Annotated in this window: 20 protein-coding genes; 3 read left to right on the top strand and 17 right to left on the bottom strand. The window is 52.3% G+C overall.

The features are described 5' to 3' along the window. Positions 1-30: 30 nt before the first annotated feature. Positions 31-855: a YaeF family permuted papain-like enzyme gene (locus ACJHWT_RS09220; RefSeq protein WP_000360466.1), complete on the top strand. Its 825-nt coding sequence runs from the start codon at positions 31-33 to the stop codon at positions 853-855. Positions 856-1,010: 155 nt separating this feature from the next. Here ACJHWT_RS09220 and nlpE read toward each other — a convergent pair whose 3' ends face one another. From nlpE to ACJHWT_RS09205, 3 genes are read right to left on the bottom strand one after another with little or no spacing between them, the layout of a single operon-like run. Next, a complete protein-coding gene (gene nlpE, locus ACJHWT_RS09215; protein ID WP_000239186.1) occupies positions 1,011-1,721 on the bottom strand; it encodes an envelope stress response activation lipoprotein NlpE in 711 nt (236 codons plus the stop codon). A 13-nt stretch (positions 1,722-1,734) separates the two neighbouring features. Beyond that, entirely contained in the window at positions 1,735-2,157 is a 423-nt protein-coding gene (gene arfB, locus ACJHWT_RS09210; RefSeq protein WP_000635528.1) for an alternative ribosome rescue aminoacyl-tRNA hydrolase ArfB, read from the bottom strand. Beyond that, the gene (locus tag ACJHWT_RS09205) at positions 2,154-2,699 is read right to left on the bottom strand and encodes a YaeQ family protein (protein WP_001185283.1); all 546 of its coding nucleotides are present in this window, start codon (positions 2,697-2,699) and stop codon (positions 2,154-2,156) included. The genes arfB and ACJHWT_RS09205 overlap by 4 nt, the downstream gene beginning before the upstream one ends. 165 nt (positions 2,700-2,864) lie before the next feature. Here ACJHWT_RS09205 and ACJHWT_RS09200 point away from each other — a divergent pair, with 165 nt between their 5' ends. Next, a complete protein-coding gene (locus tag ACJHWT_RS09200; RefSeq protein WP_000417058.1) occupies positions 2,865-3,065 on the top strand; it encodes a YaeP family protein in 201 nt (66 codons plus the stop codon). Next, entirely contained in the window at positions 3,052-3,312 is a 261-nt protein-coding gene (gene rof, locus ACJHWT_RS09195; RefSeq protein WP_000062311.1) for a Rho-binding antiterminator, read from the top strand. Before ACJHWT_RS09200 ends, rof begins: the two co-directional genes overlap by 14 nt. A 33-nt stretch (positions 3,313-3,345) precedes the next feature. Here the strand turns inward: rof and tilS are convergent, their stop codons facing one another. From tilS to cdsA, 14 genes are all read right to left on the bottom strand, one after another. After that, positions 3,346-4,659: a tRNA lysidine(34) synthetase TilS gene (gene tilS, locus ACJHWT_RS09190; RefSeq protein WP_000176522.1), complete on the bottom strand. Its 1,314-nt coding sequence runs from the start codon at positions 4,657-4,659 to the stop codon at positions 3,346-3,348. 64 nt (positions 4,660-4,723) lie between these two features. Continuing rightward, a complete protein-coding gene (locus ACJHWT_RS09185) occupies positions 4,724-5,113 on the bottom strand; it encodes a VOC family protein (RefSeq protein WP_000901082.1) in 390 nt (129 codons plus the stop codon). A 56-nt stretch (positions 5,114-5,169) separates the two neighbouring features. After that, the gene (gene ldcC, locus ACJHWT_RS09180; RefSeq protein WP_001020992.1) at positions 5,170-7,311 is read right to left on the bottom strand and encodes a lysine decarboxylase LdcC; all 2,142 of its coding nucleotides are present in this window, start codon (positions 7,309-7,311) and stop codon (positions 5,170-5,172) included. A 97-nt stretch (positions 7,312-7,408) separates the two neighbouring features. After that, complete coding sequence (accA, locus tag ACJHWT_RS09175; RefSeq protein WP_000055741.1) at positions 7,409-8,368, bottom strand: acetyl-CoA carboxylase carboxyl transferase subunit alpha; 960 nt, start codon at positions 8,366-8,368, stop codon at positions 7,409-7,411. 12 nt (positions 8,369-8,380) lie between these two features. Beyond that, a complete protein-coding gene (gene dnaE / locus ACJHWT_RS09170; protein ID WP_001294798.1) occupies positions 8,381-11,863 on the bottom strand; it encodes a DNA polymerase III subunit alpha in 3,483 nt (1,160 codons plus the stop codon). Between the two features lie 36 nt (positions 11,864-11,899). Beyond that, positions 11,900-12,496, bottom strand: coding sequence for a ribonuclease HII (rnhB, locus tag ACJHWT_RS09165; RefSeq protein ID WP_000569423.1), 597 nt, complete (start codon positions 12,494-12,496; stop codon positions 11,900-11,902). After that, positions 12,493-13,641, bottom strand: a complete 1,149-nt coding sequence (gene lpxB / locus ACJHWT_RS09160; protein ID WP_000139678.1) for a lipid-A-disaccharide synthase — start codon at positions 13,639-13,641, stop codon at positions 12,493-12,495. The genes rnhB and lpxB overlap by 4 nt, the downstream gene beginning before the upstream one ends. Then, positions 13,641-14,429, bottom strand: coding sequence for an acyl-ACP--UDP-N-acetylglucosamine O-acyltransferase (lpxA, locus tag ACJHWT_RS09155; protein ID WP_000565966.1), 789 nt, complete (start codon positions 14,427-14,429; stop codon positions 13,641-13,643). The genes lpxB and lpxA overlap by 1 nt, the downstream gene beginning before the upstream one ends. Before the next feature lie 3 nt (positions 14,430-14,432). Next, positions 14,433-14,888: a 3-hydroxyacyl-ACP dehydratase FabZ gene (fabZ, locus tag ACJHWT_RS09150; protein WP_000210739.1), complete on the bottom strand. Its 456-nt coding sequence runs from the start codon at positions 14,886-14,888 to the stop codon at positions 14,433-14,435. 104 nt (positions 14,889-14,992) lie between these two features. Continuing rightward, positions 14,993-16,018: a UDP-3-O-(3-hydroxymyristoyl)glucosamine N-acyltransferase gene (gene lpxD / locus ACJHWT_RS09145; protein ID WP_001139282.1), complete on the bottom strand. Its 1,026-nt coding sequence runs from the start codon at positions 16,016-16,018 to the stop codon at positions 14,993-14,995. 3 nt (positions 16,019-16,021) lie between these two features. After that, complete coding sequence (gene skp, locus ACJHWT_RS09140; RefSeq protein ID WP_000758956.1) at positions 16,022-16,507, bottom strand: molecular chaperone Skp; 486 nt, start codon at positions 16,505-16,507, stop codon at positions 16,022-16,024. 121 nt (positions 16,508-16,628) lie between these two features. Then, entirely contained in the window at positions 16,629-19,061 is a 2,433-nt protein-coding gene (gene bamA, locus ACJHWT_RS09135) for an outer membrane protein assembly factor BamA (RefSeq protein ID WP_001240896.1), read from the bottom strand. A gap of 29 nt (positions 19,062-19,090) precedes the next feature. Next, complete coding sequence (gene rseP / locus ACJHWT_RS09130; RefSeq protein WP_001298422.1) at positions 19,091-20,443, bottom strand: sigma E protease regulator RseP; 1,353 nt, start codon at positions 20,441-20,443, stop codon at positions 19,091-19,093. Between the two features lie 11 nt (positions 20,444-20,454). Next, positions 20,455-21,312 (bottom strand): phosphatidate cytidylyltransferase, encoded by an 858-nt coding sequence (gene cdsA, locus ACJHWT_RS09125; protein WP_000922449.1) that lies wholly within the window; start codon positions 21,310-21,312, stop codon positions 20,455-20,457. Positions 21,313-21,317 lie beyond the last annotated feature (5 nt).

Below are 21,317 nucleotides of genomic sequence, written 5' to 3'. Positions count from 1 at the left end.
CGGGGCCCTTTTTTACATGGATTGTATAAAATGGATAAACCAAAGGCGTACTGCCGCCTGCTTCTCCCCTGCTTTCTTTTACTTTCGGCCTGTACCGTTGATATCAGCCAGCCAGACTCATCAGCCACAGTGGTAAATGCCGAGGCGAAAACATGGGCTGTTAAATTCCAGCATCAAAGCTCTTTCACCGAACAATCAATAAAAGAAATAACGGAACCAGATCTCAAACCCGGCGATTTGCTTTTCTCCTCAAGCCTTGGGGTAACCTCATTTGGTATCCGCGTATTCAGCACTTCCTCTGTGAGTCACGTTGCAATCTATTTGGGAGATAATAACGTTGCCGAAGCGACAGGCGCTGGCGTCCAGATTGTTTCCCTTAAAAAAGCCATAAAGCATAGTGATAAGCTTTTCGTCTTACGAGTCCCGGATCTTACCCCGCAACAAGCCACAGAAATCACCGCGTTCACCAACAAAATTAAAGATAGCGGTTACAACTATCGCGGCATTGTCGAATTTATTCCATTTATGGTGACTCGCCAGATGTGCTCACTAAATCCGTTCTCCGAGGATTTTCGTCAACAGTGCGTCAGCGGCCTGGCGAAAGCGCAGTTAAGCAGTGTGGGCGAAGGAGACAAAAAGTCGTGGTTTTGTTCGGAATTTGTCACTGATGCATTTGCCAAAGCCGGGCATCCGCTTACGCTGGCGCAATCAGGCTGGATTAGCCCTGCCGATCTGATGCATATGCGTAGTGGTGATGTCTCTGCATTTAAACCAGAAACGCAGTTACAGTATATTGGGCACCTGAAGCCAGGGATTTATATTAAAGCAAGTCGCTTTGTTGGACTGACTCAGTGATAAAAGCCAGCCTCGTGCGCAAAATGCCGGATGCGGCGTGAACGCCTTATCCGGCCTACAAAATCGTGCTAATTCAAAATATTGCATTGTATGCTTTAGGCCTGATAAGCGCAGCGCATGAGGCAATATTTCATTTGTTTCTGTCTCAAGACGGGTTACAGCCCCAAACTACTGCAATCCTGGTTTGGGTAAAATTTACCTGCCGTATCGGGCGCTAATACTTTAGTCGGCGCACCGGTATCGGGATTAGCCTCCAGCGTAAAGTGACCTTCAACTGACAGTAACACTGGTTTTTCACTGTTACCGCGCGCAGCCAGGTAGCCACGCTCCAGCTCTGCGTTATTCGCCACCATGAAACGTTTTCCGGTCGCGCAATCAGTGAAGGTCGCCGCATCAGCCATATAAAAATACATGCCCCGCAGGGTCATCGGCGTCATGGGTAAGCTGGATTGTGCCGGTTCCAGCGTGTAGTTGAACTGCGATTCAATCGGATTACCTTCACGATCGAGCATCTCCAGCGCATCTCCTTTCGCGCGATAATATGACTTTTCACCTTTGCTATCGGTTAATACCAGCTTGTCAGCGGTTCGCGCCCATGTACCGTAGGAAGCGAAGGAGGAAGGTTCTTCACGAGCCCCCAGATAACGCTCATTCATCACCCAGGTTCCGTCTTTTTCGAGGAACAGAGAGGTTTCGATTCCTTCGCAATCAGCACACGGCAGCACGCCACGCCAACTTTGCGGCATCGGTTTCAGTTCGGCAGCCTGCGCCGGAGAAAGCGTATCGACTTCGGCCCGATTATTACATCCCATCAGAGTAAAGAGGCTGATTACAGCCATCGCTGTCACTATCGCTTTTTTCACCATCCATTCCTTCTTTTTATTCCCGACCGCTGCGCACTTTGCCGCGCATCGCCTTCACGCTTGATTTTTGTGCTTTCGATGCCAGCCTGCGCTCTTTTGATGCACGGGTGGGCCGCGTAGGTCGTCGGGCTTTTTGTTCTGTTGTTAAATCTTTAATCACTGCCACCAGCCGGGCCAGCGCCGCTTCGCGGTTCAGTTCCTGACTGCGGTATTCCTGTGCCTTAATGACAATCACTCCGTCACTGCTGATCAAATGATGGCTGGCGGCGAGCAGACGCTCTTTGTAATACTCTGGCAGGCTGGACGCCCGAATGTCAAAACGCAGATGAATAGCCGTTGAGGTCTTATTAACATGCTGCCCGCCCGCGCCCTGCGCACGAATGGCGGTGATCTCAAACTCGCCATCAGGGATAGCAACATGTCGGGAAATCACAATCATGAAGGTTGTTGCCAGACGGTTAAGTTCACTTCCAGATTATTCTTATCATCCGATAACCAGATAACACCATCCTGAATCGTTGCCTGCAGCGTCATAGTACGATCGGCAAAGGCGCTCACTTTCGCCAGTTGCTCGTCGTCCAGATACCAGACGGAAAGATTGGCAAACTGCGCACATTTGCTCTGATTTTGCTGCCACCAGATTTGCGCCGCCCGACTATTATAGGCAAACAGCGCCACTTCTGCGGCCTGGGTGCAGGCTTTCTTAATCCGCCGCTCATCCGGCAGCCCCAGCTCAATCCACAAATCAATACCCAAATGATCGTTACGCAGCCACGCTTCCGGCTCATCATCAGCACACAAACCACGGGTAAATTGCAGACGTTCATCGGCATATTTTAGCCACGCCAGCAGGCGCAGCATCATGCGCTCCTGGGTTTCTGAAGGATGGCGCGCCAGCGTCAGAGAGGCATCGAGAAACTGGTTGCGGTCGAGATCGGCCACATTAACCGTCGCTTTATAAATTGTCGCTTTAAGCGCCATAAGAAAACTCCTTTCGAATCAGGAGGCCATTGTAACGGAATACGTGCAGTTGCGGCGCTGATATTGCAGAAATGAGTGTGGTATAGTCACCTTGCGAAACAGAGTTTATCTTCGTAGGCTTAGACTTGCATCCACGGTTAAGTCAGAGTGCTGACAGGAGGGCATGTGGAAAAATATTGTGAGTTAATACGCAAGCGGTACGCGGAAATCGCCAGCGGAGACTTAGGATACGTTCCGGACGCGCTGGGCTGCGTTTTGAAAGTGCTGAATGAAATGGCTGCCGACGACGCCCTTTCTGAGGCTGTCAGGGAAAAAGCAGCATACGCTGCGGCAAACTTACTGGTGAGCGATTATGTCAATGAATGATACGTATCAACCAATCAATTGTGATGATTACGATAATCTTGAGCTCGCCTGCCAGCATCATTTAATGCTGACACTTGAGCTGAAAGATGGCGAAAAATTGCAGGCGAAGGCCAGCGATTTAGTCTCCCGCAAAAATGTGGAGTATCTGGTCGTCGAGGCCGCTGGTGCAACCCGCGAGCTGCGTCTGGATAAAATTACCAGCTTTAGCCACCCGGAAATCGGTACGGTGGTGGTGAGCGAGTCCTGATTGACTTTCGCCGGATGCGACGTTTGATGCGTCTTATCCGGCTTTCACTTGACTAAGCGTTTTCTGCCAGACAAAACTGACGCCATTCTCACCTACAGCCACACCTTCTTGCGTCACAAATACCCCTGCCGCCGCAATCAGCGTTTCGCCATAAAACAGCAGTGGCGTGGTGTCACGTAGCCACGGCGGAACGCCTAACTCTTGCCAGATTTTCTTCAGCTTACGTCCGCCGTTGCGCCCGACAATATGCAGCAATCCTGGCGCTTTGAAACGCACGCTGACCGCTTCGTCTGCACGCGGAGGGCGAATATCGCCTCCCGCAGTAAGCTGTACACTTCCCAGCCCCGCCGGTAATTCCAGCGGTTGTAGCCACGTCTGCCACGGCAGAATGGTTTCGCTTTGCCCAGTGACGGATTTAATCCACCACAGTTGCGACTGATAGCGGCGGATTTCAAACGCACCCAAACGTAAACAGGGGGAAGCATCTTCTCGCGCCAGCGCCACTTCCTGCCAGATCCTCACCAACGCGTCGCGGGAAGGCATCGGTGCATTCTGCCCTGCCAGCCAGCGGCGGATAATCGCCGCGCGACGGGCATCGCTCATTGCCACCATTGGCGCAATCTTTAACGTTCCCTGTTGCGTTTGGCAGTGCGCTAAATCATCCGCCAGCAGTTCATCTAACAGGCTCTCTTGTTCAGCGCAAAGTGCGGCGCTGCGGGCTGTTGCTTCGGCAAAATGCGGCCAACGCTGCTGCAATAATGGCACTACGCGCAGGCGCAGAAAGTTACGATCGTATGAGTCATCCTGATTACTTTCGTCTTCAATCCAGCGTAAACCATGCGCTAACGCCCACTGCTCCAGTTCCCCCCGCGTGCGGGCAAGCAACGGGCGGATAAGCCGTGTTCCGGCAAACTCCGAAACTTCCGCCATAGCCGAAAGCCCGGCAGGGCCGCTACCGCGTTTTAGCGCCAGCAGAAAGGTTTCACATTGATCGTCGAGATGTTGCGCTGTAACCAGCACTTCACCGGGCAACAAGGTGCGGGCAAATGCCTGATAACGTGCCTGCCGCGCCTGGGCCTCAATACCTAGCCCCTCTTGCGCAAGCTGCACACGTTCGACCACCAGCGGCACCTGCCACTGTTGGCAGATGTTTTCACAATGTTTCACCCAGGCATCAGCATTGGCGCTTAAACCGTGATGCACATGGATAGCGCGCAGAGTGACGCCCGGATTTTCCGTCCGCCACTGCACCAGTTGATGCAGTAAGACAGTAGAATCAAGGCCGCCGCTAAAGGCCACCAGAATCTGGCGTGAGGAGAGAAGTTGTCTATTGAGCGTGAGTGTCATGATGGTGCGATTTTACAGTAGCAATGCCGGGCACGTTACCGGGCAAATGCGGCGATGACAAGCCTTACTGCTCATACAGTTCCAACGGCAGCCCGTCCGGATCGTTAAAGAACGTGAAGCGTTTTTGCGTGTAGGGATCGACACGGATGGCTTCACACTTCACGTTATGGCTTTCAAGGTGCGCCACTGCCGCATCGATATCATCAACGCTAAAAGCCAGATGACGCAGGCCGCAAGCTTCCGGTCGGCTGGGGCGCTCCGGCGGGAACGGAAATGAGAAAAGCTCAATCACATATTGCCCATTAAGCGCCAAATCCCCTTTCCACGAGTCGCGCGCTTCGCGATAGACTTCGCTTTGCAGCGTGAAACCAAGAATATCGCAGTAGAAAGCTTTGCTCATCGCATAATCCGTCGCAATAATCGCAATATGGTGAACCTGTTTTAAACCCAGCATAACGTCTCCTTTATTTGTTAACAGCACGTTACTCGCCCGGAAGCCGCTCTGGCAAGTTATCCTGCCATTTTTAGGACTCGTACGCGGTAAACACCGTCTTCGTCCTGTTTCGCGCCGTGAATATCCGTTTCAAAACCGGGGTAATGTTGCCCTACGGAACAAAGCATCAGTAGAAAATCGAGTACCGTGCGGCTCTCTTCGGTAAGCATTTCTCCCGGCATCAGCAGCGGTACGCCGGGTGGATAAGGCAGGATCATATTTGCCGATACTCTACCGACCAGTTGTTCCAGCGCAATGGTTTCTACTTCGCCTTTAATCTGTCTCTGCCATGCCTGATGTGGCGTCATGATCATCTCCGGCAAGGTATCAAATGCCCGCAACATCAAACCGGGAAGATCGTGTTTACGAATCAGCTTATGGATCCCTTGCGCCAGATCCTGAATACGCATATTGCGGTAGAAATCGGGATCTTCTGCATAGAGATCGGGCAGCATATTTTTGATCCGCAGGTTGAGATCGTAAGAGCGCTTAAATTCCGTCAACCCACGCAATAATCCCATTGCTTTGGTTTTATCGATGCCAATACTAAAGAGAAACAGCAGGTTATAAGGGCCGGTTTTCTCTACTACGATCCCACGTTCGTCGAGGAATTTTGCCACCAGCGCCGCCGGGATCCCCTCCTCGCTCATATTGCCCTGCTCGTCCATCCCCGGTGTCAAAATAGTGACTTTAACCGGATCGAGAAACATGTGATTGGCATCCGCATCGCTAAAGCCGTGCCACTGTTCGCCAGGCGCAACGGGCCAGCATTCGGCTTCATCCACCTGCGGCGGTTGCCAGATATCGAAAAACCAGCCGTCAGACTCTTCCCGCAGCCGCTGGACCTCTTTGCGAAAATGCAGAGCTCGTTCTACTGAACGGTTAATCAGCCGTTTGCCCGGATTACCACGCAACATCGCCGCCGCCGTCTCAACAGAAGCAACAATGGGATAACTGGGCGAGGTGGTGGTATGCATCATAAAGGCTTCGTTAAACGCCTCTTCGTCATACTCACCTTTAATGTGGATCAGCGACGCCTGCGATAACGCCGCCAGCATTTTGTGGGTCGACTGCGTTTCGAAGATCACTTTTCCTGCAACACGCTCGCCGCTCATACCACTTTTACCCTGGTAGATTGGATGAAAATGGGTGTACGGCACCCAGGCAGAATCGAAGTGAATCGACGGGACATCCAGCGTCTGTTTGATCCAGTCGGTGTTGTAGAGCAAGCCATCATAGGTGGAGTTGGTGATCACCGCATGAACCGGCCATTGTGCCTGCGTGGTGGCAGCGACTTTCTCTTCGATGCTGTCGCGAGTAAATTCACGGCGCGGGATCCCACCCAGAATCCCCAACGCATTACGCGTCGGTTTCAGCCAGACTGGCACTACATCGTTCATCATCAACAGATGCGCCAGCGATTTATGACAATTGCGGTCGATCAACAGCGTACTGCCGAATGGCGCGGCGTACATACCCACAATTTTGTTCGACGTCGATGTTCCGTTGGTAACGATATAACTCTGTTCCGCGCCAAACGTCCGCGCGATGTACTCTTCCGCTTCCAGGTGTGGCCCGGTGTGGTCGAGCAACGAACCAAGCTCGGTGACCGAAATAGAGACGTCCGCCTTGAGGGTATTCCCGCCGAAAAAATCATAAAACAGACAGCCAACCGGGCTTTTTTGATATGCGGTGCCGCCCATATGCCCCGGCGTACAAAAGGTGTACTTCCGCTCTTTGACGTAGGTAAACAAGGCTTTCGTGAACGGCGGCGTAATGTTATCAAGATATTCGTTGGTGTACTGACGCATACGAATGGCGATATCTTCCGCCTGCCCCAGCGCATATTCAAAAAACCAGAGCGCCATCCGCATATCCTGCACGCTGACATCCATCGTCGAGTGGGTGTTGATGAAGGCATAAAGCGGGAGATATTCATTAAGTTGATTGATATCGCTACATAAATCGAGACTGTACTCATCCCAGTCAAAAATCACGCCGCAAATTCGTGGGTTATGTTCGATAAACTTCAGCAAATCAACGCTGTTTTGTGGCCAGATAATCTGAAAGCCTTGCGCCACCAGCGCCGACTCCAGTTCTTTGATGGGCTCATCTTTATAAAAGACGCCATGCGGTCCCATAATGGCAATGATGTTCATGTGTTCCTCCTGGAAAATCCTTCCTTAATCATAGCCTGCTCAAACCGTGGCGATAAAAAAGGGCCACCGAAGTGACCCTTTTCAGAACATTTGCCGATTACGCGTAGCCGTAGCTCATCAGGCGCTGATAACGACGATTTTTTAAATCTTCAGTGCTTAACACGTCGAGATCGGCCAGATCCGCCAGCAGCTGCGCTTTCAGAGACGCCGCCATCGCTTCCGGGTTACGGTGAGCACCGCCCAGCGGTTCCGGGATGATGGAGTCGATCAGTTTCAGCTCTTTCAGACGCGGAGCGATGATACCCATCGCTTCAGCCGCCAGCGGCGCTTTGTCAGCGCTCTTCCACAGAATGGATGCACAACCTTCCGGCGAGATAACGGAATAGGTGCTGTATTGCAGCATATTCACTTTATCGCCCACGCCAATCGCCAGCGCACCACCAGAACCACCTTCACCGATAACCGTACAAACTACCGGTACGCCGAGGCGAGACATTTCACGCAGGTTGCGTGCAATGGCTTCAGACTGACCACGTTCTTCTGCGCCCACGCCCGGATAAGCCCCCGGGGTGTCGATAAAGGTGATGATAGGCATCTTAAAACGTTCAGCCATTTGCATCAGACGCAGTGCTTTGCGGTAACCTTCTGGCGCTGGCATACCAAAGTTACGGCGAATTTTTTCTTTGGTTTCACGACCTTTTTGATGACCAATGATCATCACCGGACGACCATCGAGACGGGCGATACCACCGACGATAGCTTTATCGTCTGCATACGCGCGGTCGCCAGCCAGTTCGTCAAATTCATCAAATGCCAGGCGAACGTAATCCAGGGTATAAGGACGCTGTGGATGGCGTGCCAGTTGCGCAATCTGCCATGCACCGAGATCGGCGAAGATTTTACGCGTCAGTTCTACGCTTTTTTCACGCAGACGATGCACTTCTTCATCGATGTTAATATCCAGTTTCTCATCCTGACGGCTAACCGCGGTCAGAGAATCGATTTTCGCTTCCAGCTCTGCAATCGGCTGTTCAAAATCAAGGAAATTCAGACTCATAGTATTCCTGTATTAGTCAAACTCCAGTTCCACCTGCTCCGAACCAATGAGGCCACGGAGATCGTTTAATAAACGATCGCTCGGAGAGACACGCCACGTCGCGCCAAAACGCAATCGCGCGCGTGCATCCGCCCTCTGATAGTAGAGATGTACTGGAATTGTCCCAGAGCGGTGGGGTTCCAGAGACTGACGGAGTCGGTTTAAAAGCTGGTCATCAATTTGCCTGTCCGTCAGCGAGATAGCAAGCCCGCGAGCATATTTTTCCCGGGCTTCGTCAATATCCATCACTTCGCGAGCGGTCATTTTAAGCCCACCGCTGAAGTCATCAAAGCTGACCTGTCCGCTGACGATAAGTATGCGGTCTTTTTCCAGCAATTGCTGGTATTTATCCAGGGCGTCAGTAAACAACATCACTTCCAGCCGCCCGGAACGGTCATCCAGCGTGCAGATACCGATACGATTGCCGCGCTTGGTGACCATAACCCGCGCGGCAACAACGAGCCCCGCAGCCGTGATGACTTTACCACGTTCTGTCGGGTGCATGTCTTTCAGCCTTACGCCTCCGACATAACGCTCAATCTCTTTTAAATACTGGTTGATAGGGTGTCCCGTCAGGTACAGACCTAACGTTTCACGTTCCCCATCTAACACCACCTGCTCCGGCCACGGTTGGCAGCTGGCGTAGGATTGTTCAATTTGTTCCGGCTCTTCGGCCAGCACGCCGAACATATCGGCCTGACCGATAGCTTCCGCTTTCGCGTGTTGATCTGCCGCTTTTAACGCATCGCCCAGCGAGTTCATCAGCGCCGCGCGGTGTGGCCCAAGACGGTCAAACGCCCCGGACATGATCAGTTTTTCCAGCACCCGCCGGTTTAACTTTTTGGTGTCGGTACGGGCGCAGAGATCAAACAGTTCGCGGAAGTAGCCGCCTTTATTGCGGGCTTCGATGATCGCCTCAATCGGACCTTCACCGACCCCTTTGATCGCGCCAATACCATACACGATTTCGCCGTCGTCGTTGACGTGGAAATGGTAAAGACCGGAGTTTATATCCGGCGGCAGGATTTTCAGCCCCATCCGCCAGCACTCATCCACCAGGCCCACCACCTTCTCGGTATTGTCCATATCGGCGGTCATTACCGCCGCCATAAACTCCGCCGGATAGTGCGCTTTCAGCCATAACGTTTGATATGACACCAAAGCATAGGCCGCAGAGTGCGATTTGTTAAATCCGTAACCCGCGAATTTCTCCACCAGGTCGAAGATTTTCATCGCCAGTTCAGCGTTGATTCCGTTCTTTTCTGCACCTTCAGCAAATACAGAACGCTGCTTAGCCATCTCTTCCGGCTTTTTCTTACCCATCGCACGACGCAGCATATCCGCGCCACCGAGGGTATAACCAGAAAGCACCTGCGCAATCTGCATGACCTGTTCCTGATACAGGATGATGCCGTAGGTTGGCTCCAGTACCGGTTTCAGGCTTTCATGCTGCCACTGCACGTCCGGATAGGAGATCTCTTCGCGACCATGTTTACGGTCGATAAAGTTATCCACCATCCCTGATTGCAACGGGCCGGGGCGGAACAGTGCCACCAGTGCGATCATATCTTCGAAGCAGTCAGGTTGCAGACGCTTGATCAGGTCCTTCATGCCGCGCGATTCAAGCTGGAATACCGCCGTGGTTTCCGAGCGTTGCAGCATGTCGAAGCTTTTCTTGTCATCCAGCGGGATCGCGGCGATATCCAGCGGCGGCTCGCCATTCTTCGCCCGCCGCTTGTTGATCATCTCCAGCGCCCAGTTGATGATGGTGAGCGTACGCAAACCGAGGAAGTCGAACTTCACCAGCCCGGCGTATTCAACGTCGCTTTTATCAAACTGGGTGACCGGATGTTTGCCCTCTTCATCGCAATAAAGCGGCGCAAAATCAGTAATTTTGGTCGGCGCGATAACCACCCCACCGGCGTGCTTACCGGCGTTACGGGTGACCCCTTCCAGTTTGCGCGCCATGTCGATCAGCGCCTTAACTTCTTCATCCGCTTCGTAGATTTCCGGCAGCTGTGGCTCGGCTTCAAACGCTTTCGCCAGCGTCATACCCGGATCGGGCGGGATCAGTTTCGAGATACGATCGACAAATCCGTACGGATGCCCCAATACACGGCCTACGTCGCGGATCACCGCTTTCGCCGCCATCGTACCGAAGGTGATAATCTGCGATACCGCATCGCGACCGTACATGTCCGCTACGTGCTCGATAACCTGGTCGCGTTTCTCCATACAGAAGTCAACGTCGAAGTCAGGCATGGAGACACGTTCCGGGTTAAGGAAACGTTCGAACAGCAGGTCAAATTCCAGCGGATCGAGATCGGTGATTTTTAACGCGTAGGCCACCAGTGACCCTGCACCAGAACCACGGCCTGGCCCTACCGGTACACCGTTATCTTTCGACCACTGGATAAATTCCATAACGATGAGGAAGTAACCCGGGAAGCCCATCTGGTTGATAACCTGAAGTTCAGTATCCAGACGTTCGTCATACTCCGGACGACGCTTAAGACGTTCTTCCTCGTCAGGGAATAAAAATGCCAGACGCTCTTCCAGGCCCTCTTTTGCACGCTTGACCAGATAATCTTCGGTGCTCATGTCCCCGGTCGGGAACTGCGGCAGGAAGTATTCACCAAGGCGCACGGTCACGTTACAGCGTTTGGCGATCTCAACGGTGTTGGCAAGGGCTTCGGGGATGTCGGCAAACAGCTCACACATCTCCTCTTCGCTACGCATATATTGCTGCGGCGAATAGTTACGCGGGCGTTTAGGATCGTCGAGGGTAAAGCCGTCGTGAATCGCGACGCGGATTTCGTGTGCGTCAAAGTCGCTGCTGTCGATAAAGCGCACGTCGTTGGTCGCCACAACGGGCAAACCGCGTGCTTCCGCCAGTTCCACCGCAGCGTGCAGATAGCTTTCTTCGTCCGGCCTGCCGGTGCGGATCAGCTCGAGAAAATAGCGATCCGGGAAGTGTTCTTCATAAAACGCGACACACTCATCTACCAGCGCGCTGTTACCACGCAAAAGACTGCGTCCAACGTCGCCCATGCGCCCGCCGGAAAGAAGGATCAACCCTTCATTTAATTCGATAAGCCAGTCGCGATCGATGATCGGCCCGGCGGTACCGTACCCGCGCTGATACGCTTTTGAGATCAGCAACGTCAGATTCTGATAGCCGGTATTGTTCGCCGCCAGCACCGTCAGGTGAGTTAACTCATCACCCAGCAGGTCGCACTGGACGTTAAAATCCGCCCCGACGATGGGCTTAATCCCTGCGCCATGTCCCGCTCCGTAGAACTTCACCAGACCGCAAAGGTTGGTGAAATCGGTGATCGCCAGTGCTGGCATACCCAACGCTGCCGCCTTTTTTACCAGCGGTGCGGTTTTGGCCAGGCCATCGATCATCGAGTAGTCGCTGTGCACCCGCAGGTGTACGAAACGTGGTTCAGACATCTTCAGATTCCGGTTTACTTAATCTCGACACAAGAATCAGGACGCAAGTCCCAGTGCGCGTTTGACAGGCCCAAAGCTGCGCCGATGGTGTTCGGTCGCGCCGTGTTCAGCCAGTTTTTCCAGATGAAAAGCGGTTGGATACCCTTTGTGTTGGGCAAAACCATATTGCGGGAAAACAATATCCAGCGCTGCCATTTCGGCGTCACGCGTCACTTTCGCCAGGATAGACGCGGCACTGATTTCCGGTACGCGGCTATCGCCTTTCACCACAGCCATCGAAGGCATCGGTAATTTCGGGCAGCGGTTACCATCAATCAACACATATTCCGGCGCAATATGCAGTCCAGCGACGGCACGCTGCATCGCCAGCATGGTCGCATGTAAAATATTCAGTTCGTCGATTTCGTGAGGTTCCGCGCGGCCCAGACTCCAGCTCAACGCTTTCTCTTTGATCTCTTCACAGAGCGCCAGACGGCGTTTTTCGCTCAGCTTTTTGGAATCATTCAGCCCGGCAATTGGGCGCGCCGGGTCAAGGATCACCGCAGCGGTGACGACCGCGCCAACTAACGGCCCGCGTCCGACTTCATCCACACCCGCAACCAGCTGCGTGTGCGGATAGACAAATTCGATCATTGTGCTAACTCCAGAACGGCTTGTGCCGCCTGCTCATCGGCATTGCAGCGGATCTGCTGATGCAGCTCGCGGAAGGTGTCGTGCATCGCATGGCTGGTTTTCCCGTTCGCCAACAGCGGTAACAGCGCCGCAGCCAATTTTTGCGGCTCACACTCTTCCTGCAATAGCTCTTTGACTAACTCTCTGCCCGCCAGCAGATTTGGCAGCGAGACATAATCAGTTTTCACCAGTCGCTTCGCCAGCCAGAAGGTGAAAGGCTTCATGCGATATCCCACTACCATCGGGCATTTAGCCAGCATACACTCCAGTGCTGCCGTACCCGACGCCAGTAGCGCCGCATCACTGGCGACCATCGCCTCACGGCCCATTCCATCCAGCAAATGAACCGACAGGTCTGGCGCGACTGCAGCTTTGATGCGTTCAAACTGCTCGCGGCGTTTGGCATTCACCAGCGGCACCACGATTTCGAGATCCGGATATGTCTGGCGCAAAAGCTGGGCCGTTTTCAGGAAATCGGCACTAAGCATTTCGACTTCTGCACCACGGCTGCCCGGCAACAATGCCAGACAGTGGGCATCGTAAGGGATCCCCAGCACATCACGGGCACCATTTTTATCTGGATCTAATGGCATGGCATCAGCCATGGTATGACCGATAAAGCGGCACGGTACGTTGTATTTGTCATAAAACGCCTTTTCGAAAGGCAGAAATGCGAGCACCAGATCGGTGGCTCTGCCTATTTTGAAAACGCGTTTCTGTCGCCACGCCCAGACGGACGGACTGACGTAATGAATGGTTTTGATACCCTGCTTTTTGAGGTTACCTTCAAGAGTAATATTGAAGTCAGGCGCATCAATACCAACAAAAACATCTGGCTTCAGTTCGCCAAAACGCTTTGTCAGATCGGCACGAATATGTAGTAAGCGACGCAGACGACCGAGCACTTCAACAATGCCCATCACTGCCAGTTCTTCCATTTCGTACCAGGCTTCGCAGCCTTCAGCCTGCATTCGTGGCCCGGCAACACCAACAAAGCGGGCGTTGGGCACACGTTCTTTCAGAGCGCGGATTAAACCGGCCCCCAGGATATCGCCGGAGGTTTCTCCGGCGACCAGGGCAATCGTTAATGGACGCTGTTCAGTCATTAACGAATCAGACCGCGCGTTGAGCGTGCAAAGAAATCGGTAAAGGCTTTCACTTCCGGATATGTTTCCGCCAGTTCAGCAATTTCCGGTTTCACTTCATCGAGCGTTTTACCGCTACGATAAATCAGCTTATACGCATTGCGGATAGCGGTAATCGCCTCACGGCTGAATCCGCGGCGCTTCAGCCCTTCGATATTGACACCGAACGGCGTTGCGTGGTTACCCTGCGCAATGACATAAGGAGGGACGTCCTGCGCCACACCGGAGCAGCCGCCAACCATCACATGCGCACCAATGATGCAGAACTGATGGACTGCGGTCATGCCGCCGATGATCGCGAAGTCGTCAACCGATACGTGACCCGCCAGCGTTGCGTTGTTGGCGAGGATGCAGCGGTTACCTACCGTACAATCGTGCGCAATGTGCGCATTGATCATCAGTAAGTTGTCGCTGCCCACCTTCGTCAATCCACCGCCCTGGACTGTGCCACGATGAATGGTGACGCTTTCGCGAATGCGGTTACGATCGCCGATTTCCACGCGGGTCGGTTCGCCAGCATATTTCAGATCCTGGTTAACTTCGCCGATGGAGGCGAACTGATAAATCTCATTATCGCGGCCAATTTTAGTATGACCATTCACGACAACGTGAGATTTCAGTACGGTACCCTCACCAATTTCGACATGGGGTCCAACGATACAAAAAGGACCAATGTGAGCGTTCGCGCCAATCGACGCGCCCTCTTCCACAATGGCGGTTGGATGCACAAAGGCGGATTTATCAATCACGTATCAGGCCTCCCGGCTACGAGCACACATCATCGTTGCTTCGCAAACTACTTTACCGTCGACCAGAGCAACCCCTTTAAAACGGGTCAGGCCGCGGCGCGTTTTTTCGAAAGTGACTTCCATGATCATTTGATCGCCAGGCACGACCGGGCGCTTAAAGCGCGCTTCGTCAATACCGGCGAAGTAGTACAGCTCACCCGGTTCCAGTTTTCCTACGCTTTTAAACGCCAGAATACCTGTTGCCTGTGCCATTGCTTCCAGAATCAGCACACCCGGGAAAATCGGTTTTCCAGGGAAATGGCCCTGGAAGAATGGCTCATTGACAGAGACATTTTTTACTGCGCGCAGAAAACGACCTTCTTCAAAATCCAGCACGCGATCCACCAGTAAGAACGGGAAACGGTGCGGCAGAAGTTCTAAAATCTCTTCAATCTGCAGAGTATGAGTGTTAGTAGTCAAGATACTCTTCCTGTCAAAATATAAGAAACGACAATAATAACACGGCCTGCCGCAATCGTAAGAATGAGACAGGCCGTAAAGTTTGGCGAACAAAAGATGGAACGTTAGTCTTGTTGATTAACCTTGCGCTCAAGCGATTTCAGACGCTTGCTCATGTCATCAATGTTCATCACCAGTGCAGCGGTTTTGCGCCAGACTTTGTTGGGTTGCAGCGGAATGCCTGAGGAATAGACGCCTGGTTCAGTGATGGGACGCATCACCATACCCATGCCCGTAACCGTCACTTTGTCGCATATTTCCATATGCCCGTTGATTACGCTGGCTCCGCCGATCATGCAGTAACGACCAATTTTCAGGCTGCCCGCCATAATGACGCCACCGGCAACTGCCGTATTGTCGCCAATCACGACGTTATGTGCAATCTGGCACTGGTTATCAATGATCACACCATTGCCAATAACAGTGTCATCCAGCGCGCCACGATCAATGGTAGTGCAGGCACCGATCTCCACGCGATCGCCAATAATTACGCGACCAATCTGTGGGATCTTCACCCAGTTACCACGATCGTTGGCATAACCAAAGCCGTCTGCGCCTACCACTGTTCCGGACTGGATCAGGCAATTCTGACCGATCTGGATCTCATGGTAAATGGTTACGTTCGCCCAGAGACGCGAACCTGCACCGATTTTGCTGTTTTTACCTACGAAGCAACCGGCACCGATAATCACGTTATCGCCCAGTTCAACGCCGGACTCAATCACCGCGTTAGCGCCAATCGATACGTTGTTACCCAGCTTCGCCGTCGCGTCAATCACCGCACTGGGTGCAATGTTCTGCGCGGGCTGCGGCGTGGTATCTAAAATTTGCGCCATACGCGCGTAAGTCAGGTAGGGATTCTTCACTACCAGCGCGGCACTTTTCGCGAAAGGAAGATCGTCCTGGGTCATGACAACCGCGGACGCCTGGCACAAGCCTAAATGCTCACGGTATTTGGGGTTAACCATGAACGTAATGTGACCTGTTTGTGCAGATTGCATGGACGCAACGCCGGTGATGACGATATCGCCATCACCGTGTAGTTCTGCATCCAACTGCTGCGCTAAATCAGCCAGTCGAATTGAAGGCATTACTTATTTAACCTGTTTCAGTACGTCGGCAGTGATGTCTTTTACATCGCTGCTGTTGTAAGCAACGGCATTTGCATCAACAACCAGATCGATATCCTGGCTGTTGGCAACGGATTTCACAGCAGTCTGGATACGAGTAACCAGTTTGCCGCGTTCTTCGTTGGAACGACGTGCGCGATCCTGCTCAAAAGCCTGCGCTTTCTGAGCAAAAGTCTGGCGCTGAGCCATCACGTCTTTTTCCAGCTTAGTGCGATCGCTGCCCGCTTTCATGGACTGCAGCTTTTTCATTTTAGCCTGCAGATCGGTTTCCATACGCTGCAGTTCGCTGGCACGGCCTTTGAACTCGTTTTCCAGCGTGTTAGAAACACCGGTTTTCTGCGCTACCTGCTGGAACAGGCTGCCCATATTGACGATTGCAATTTTGTCAGCCGCCTGAGCAGAAGTTGCCAGTGCTAAACCGAGACCTGCAGCTAATAACCACTTTTTCACAATAAACTCCTTACCATCCCATTTGCACCGGAGGGTGCAGTTCTTTGCGTGGCCCGGCGATCTTATATTGATCGCCTAAAGTCATCGCTACACTACCACTACATTCCTTTGTGGAGAACACTTACCAGGTTTTACCGATGTTAAACTGGAACTGTTCTGCCTTGTCTCCATCGTACTTTTTGAACGGCTGGGCGTAGGAGAACACCAACGGCCCCAATGGGGACATCCATTGTAATGCGATACCCGCAGACATACGGATATTGCTTGGATCACTATAGTCCGGATATCCAGAATATTGGCTGGAATCCCAGTTTGTATCCCAAACGGTACCCATATCCCAGAAGAAGGAAGTACGAACCGAGTTAGCATACTTATCGCTAATAAACGGCGTCGGGGTGATGAACTCGAGGCTGGCAACCGCCATGGCGTTACCGCCTACAGCATCATCCGATTTACACAGATCTTTCGCGCCGTCCTGAGTCGCACATTCGTAATCATAGTCCGGATCATAATTACTGGCCTGATGCGGGAAGTAAACTGCTTTCGGACCAATGGTATTGGACTGGAAGCCACGCACGGTGCTGGAACCACCGGCATAGAAGTTCTCATAGAACGGCATCTCTTTGCCGCCTAAACCATCACCATAACCCCAGCGGGTACGACCCAGAACAACCCATTTGTGATCATCATCAATCGGCACATAAGTCGCCGTGTCTAACGTCACTTTGTAGTATTCGTTATCCGATCCCGGAATGGTCACTTTACCGGTCAGGTTGACACGTGAACCATCTGTCGGGAAGTAACCACGGTCAAGCTTGTTATAGGTCCAACCATAGTTGAACGTGAAGTCGTCCGTTTTGAAGCTGTTATCCTGATCAGAGGTGCTCGGATGTTCACCCATAGAGTACAGATAACGCCACATCGCAACCTGCGGCTGCATGTTGGACAGGGAGTTATGTACATAACCCAGACCTGCACGCAGCGAGTTATATTCGTTGATCGGGAAGCCCAACGTCACGTCTGTACCATAACTCTTGTTGGTATAGTCGGACAGGTCGGCGTCATCTGCCTGGAAGTCATTATAGAAGAGACGACCACCGAGGCTTACGCCATCTACGGTGAAGTACGGGTTGGTTACCGACAGTTCAGCATAGGTCTGGTAATCGTTTTTGGTCCCGTTGATACCAACAGCATAACCCGTACCTAACCAGTTATCCTGTTGCACACCAGCCTGGAAGCTCACGCCACTTTCAGTACCGTAACCAATCCCGAAGTTGAAGCTACCGGTGTTACGTTCTTTCACCTTGTAAACTACATCAACCTGATCCGGGCTCCCCGGAACACGTTGGGTATCGGTATCGACAGTTTCAAAGAAGCCCAGACGGTTCAGACGCTCCTTACCCTGATCGACCAGATCGCTCCCCAGCCATGCACCTTCCATCTGACGCATTTCGCGACGCAGGACGGCATCTTTCGAGGTATCGTTACCTTCAAAACGGATCTTACGCACATAGAAACGGTTACCCGCATCAACGTTCACGCGTAATTTAACGGTTTTGTCGGCATCGTTAATTTCAGGCATCGACTGTACGCGCGGATAGGCATAACCATAGCGACCAAGAAGCTTTTTAATGTCATCTTCCATTTTGGTCACTTTGGTGCCGTTATACAGCTCGCCCGGCTCGATCTTAGTCAGTTGCTCAATTTCAGCGGAGTGCCCGGCAAGATTGCCGCTAACTTCAACGCCAGAAAGCTTGTACTGATCGCCTTCGGTGATGTTCACCGTGACGTAAATACCTTTTTTATCTGGCGTCAGACTGACCTGGGTAGAATCGATGTTGAAACGGGCATAACCGCGATCCAGATAGTAACTGCGCAGGGTTTCAAGGTCGCCCGCCAGTTTCTGTTTCTGGTATTTACGATCGCCTACCACGTTCCACCACGGCACTTCGTCACGCAGTTGGAAATGAGAGATCAGTTCATCGGTGGTGAAAGCATGGTTACCAACAATGTTAATTTGCTGGATTTCAGCTGACACACCTTCCTGGAACACCAGTTTTAGGTCAACACGGTTGCGCGGCAGCGGGGTCACGACAGCTTTAACGCTGGCGCTATATTTACCGACGCTGTAGTAGAAGTCTTCCAAACCTTTCTCGATATCGGCAATGGTGGTGCGATCGAGGGATTCGCCCACACGCACACCAGAAGCCTCGAGGTTTTGCTTCAGCATGTCATCTTTCACCGATTTGTTACCGGAGAAAGTAATGCTGGCAATGGTCGGACGTTCTTTTACCTGAACCAGAAGGGTATCACCATCACGAAGGACGCGAACATCCTCAAAGTTGCCGGTAGCAAACAGAGCGCGAATGGTATTACTGATATCTTCATCATTAACCGTGTCGCCTGTGCGCACCGGCATACTGAGGAGGGCCGCACCAACGGCGACACGCTGAAGGCCTTCGAAATGAATATCTTTCACTACGAACCCTTCAGCACCGTATACGGTGGCGCTGCTAAACAGCAGCGACGCTATGAGCAACTTTTTCATCGCCATCGTTATTATGCGTTCTTCCTAACTAACTCTCATAACCGAGAGAAATCATTGAAAAGTGCAAGCCCCATTAACAGCACCAGCAGAATCGAGCCAATGCGATAACAAAAGTCTTGAACCCGCTCGGATACCGGTCCGCCCTTGATCTTTTCGATCGCAAGGAACAGCAGATGCCCCCCGTCAAGTACGGGCAACGGAAACAGGTTAATTATCCCTAAGTTCACGCTAATAAGCGCAAGAAACGGCAGGTAATAAACTACCCCGAGTTCCGCTGTCATCCCAGCCCCCTTGGCGATAGAGATCGGCCCACTGAGGTTGTTCAGTTTCACATCACCGGTGATCAATTTTCCCAGCATACTGACCGTCAGCTTCATCAACTGCCACGTTTTGTCCGTGGCTTCGACGATAGCGTTGAACGGCCCATACTGGCGTACAACTTTATACTCATCTGGCAAAGGAATGACTTTCGGCTCAATACCGACAAAACCAATCGCTTTACCCTTACCCGGTTTACTCTCCGGGATTAATGTCAAAGACAAGGGACTCCCCTGCCTTTCGATTTCTAACGCTAAGGATTTACCCGGGTTATCCCGGACAAGCATCACAAAGGTCACCCACTGCGTTAAGGGCTGACCATCGACTTTAACGATCCTGTCGCCTGCTTGCAAACCTGCCTTGCTTGCCGCCGAGTTTGGCTGCACATTTTCCAGTACAGGTTCAATTTGCGGCCCACGAGGACGAATCCCCAACGAAGATACCGGATCTTCTTTATCAGGCTCAAACGCCCAGTGACGTAAATCGAGCTTTACATCCCGCCGTTGGTCGCTGCCAAATGGCGCTACCGTAATGGTGGTGCTTTCATCGCCAATTTTATCGACCAACTGCAAACGCACGGCATCCCAATCAGGCGTTTCGATACCATCTACGGCTTTTAGTTCCGTACCTGGTGCAATTTGTGCTTCCGCAGCTATCGAATTGGCTGCTATTTCACCAACCACCGGACGTACGCCAGGCACACCAATAATAAAAACCAGCCAGTAGGCAAAGATAGCAAAAATGAAGTTTGCAACCGGACCTGCGGCAATAATCGCCGCTCGTTGGCCGACAGATTTATTATTGAAGGCATGGTGGCGGAGTTCCGGAACGACCGGTTCTGCGCGCTCATCCAGCATTTTGACATAACCGCCCAACGGGATCAGGGCGATAACATATTCGGTGCCGAGCTTATCAGTTCGCCGCCAGAGCGCCTTACCAAACCCTATTGAGAAACGCTCAACGCGAACACCACAACGCCGGGCAACCCAGAAATGACCAAATTCATGCACGGTGATAAGTACACCCAGTGCAACGATGAACGAAGCCAAATCCCAGAGAAAACTCAGCATATTACCTTCCGTTAAAGCGTCCTGAATACCAGTAACAACAAGCAAGCAAAGACCGGTACCGCAGCCGTCAGGCTATCAATACGATCTAAAATACCACCGTGTCCTGGAATTAAATGACCGCTGTCCTTAATTCCTGCTTCACGCTTAAACATACTTTCGGTCAGATCGCCGAGCACTGAGGCTAACGCTGCGACAATAGAGCAAATGAGTAAGGTGACGGGAGCGACGTCGAGATTCACCCACATGCCATAACCCCATGAGATTACCGCTGCGGTCACTAGTCCACCGATAAAGCCTTGCCAGGTTTTACCCGGAGAAACCTTCGGTGCCAGCTTATGTTTACCAAACAATTTGCCAAACATATATGCGCCAGAGTCAGCGCCCCATACCAGGATCATGACATAGAGCAGCCATATTGCGCCACTGTAATGATTCTCGTCGTAGTGCCAGGCCCGTAACGCCAGCATGCCCCAGAAGAAGGGAACAATGGTTAGCACGCCAAAAATAAGGCGCAATGTTTTAGAGTTACGCCAGATTGCTGCGGAACCTGGGTAAAACAGCACCAGCAATAGCGCGACAATCCACCAACCCAGCGAAGCCCAAAGTGAGATTTCAACCAGCGGTTGATGAATATTTCGGTGATATTCCGGCAACAGAAAAAGCATCAGCGCCAACAATAACCCGCATAACACCGCCAACCATACTCGCTGCGAACGAGTGGTAAAACCGCTAAGCTGTCCCCATTCCCACGCTGCCAGCATGCAGACCACCAGCGTTACAATGGCGAACCCCACCGGCGGCAACAGAAACAACGCCGCGATGACAACGGGTATTAACACAAAAGCAGATATCAGGCGATACTTCAGCAAAAGCG

Origin of the sequence: Escherichia sp. WS338 (assembly GCF_046486405.1) — a bacterium.
Lineage (GTDB): Bacteria > Pseudomonadota > Gammaproteobacteria > Enterobacterales > Enterobacteriaceae > Escherichia > Escherichia coli.
The sequence above is the reverse complement of the archived record's forward strand: the minus strand, read 5'-3'. Positions and strand labels throughout refer to the sequence as shown.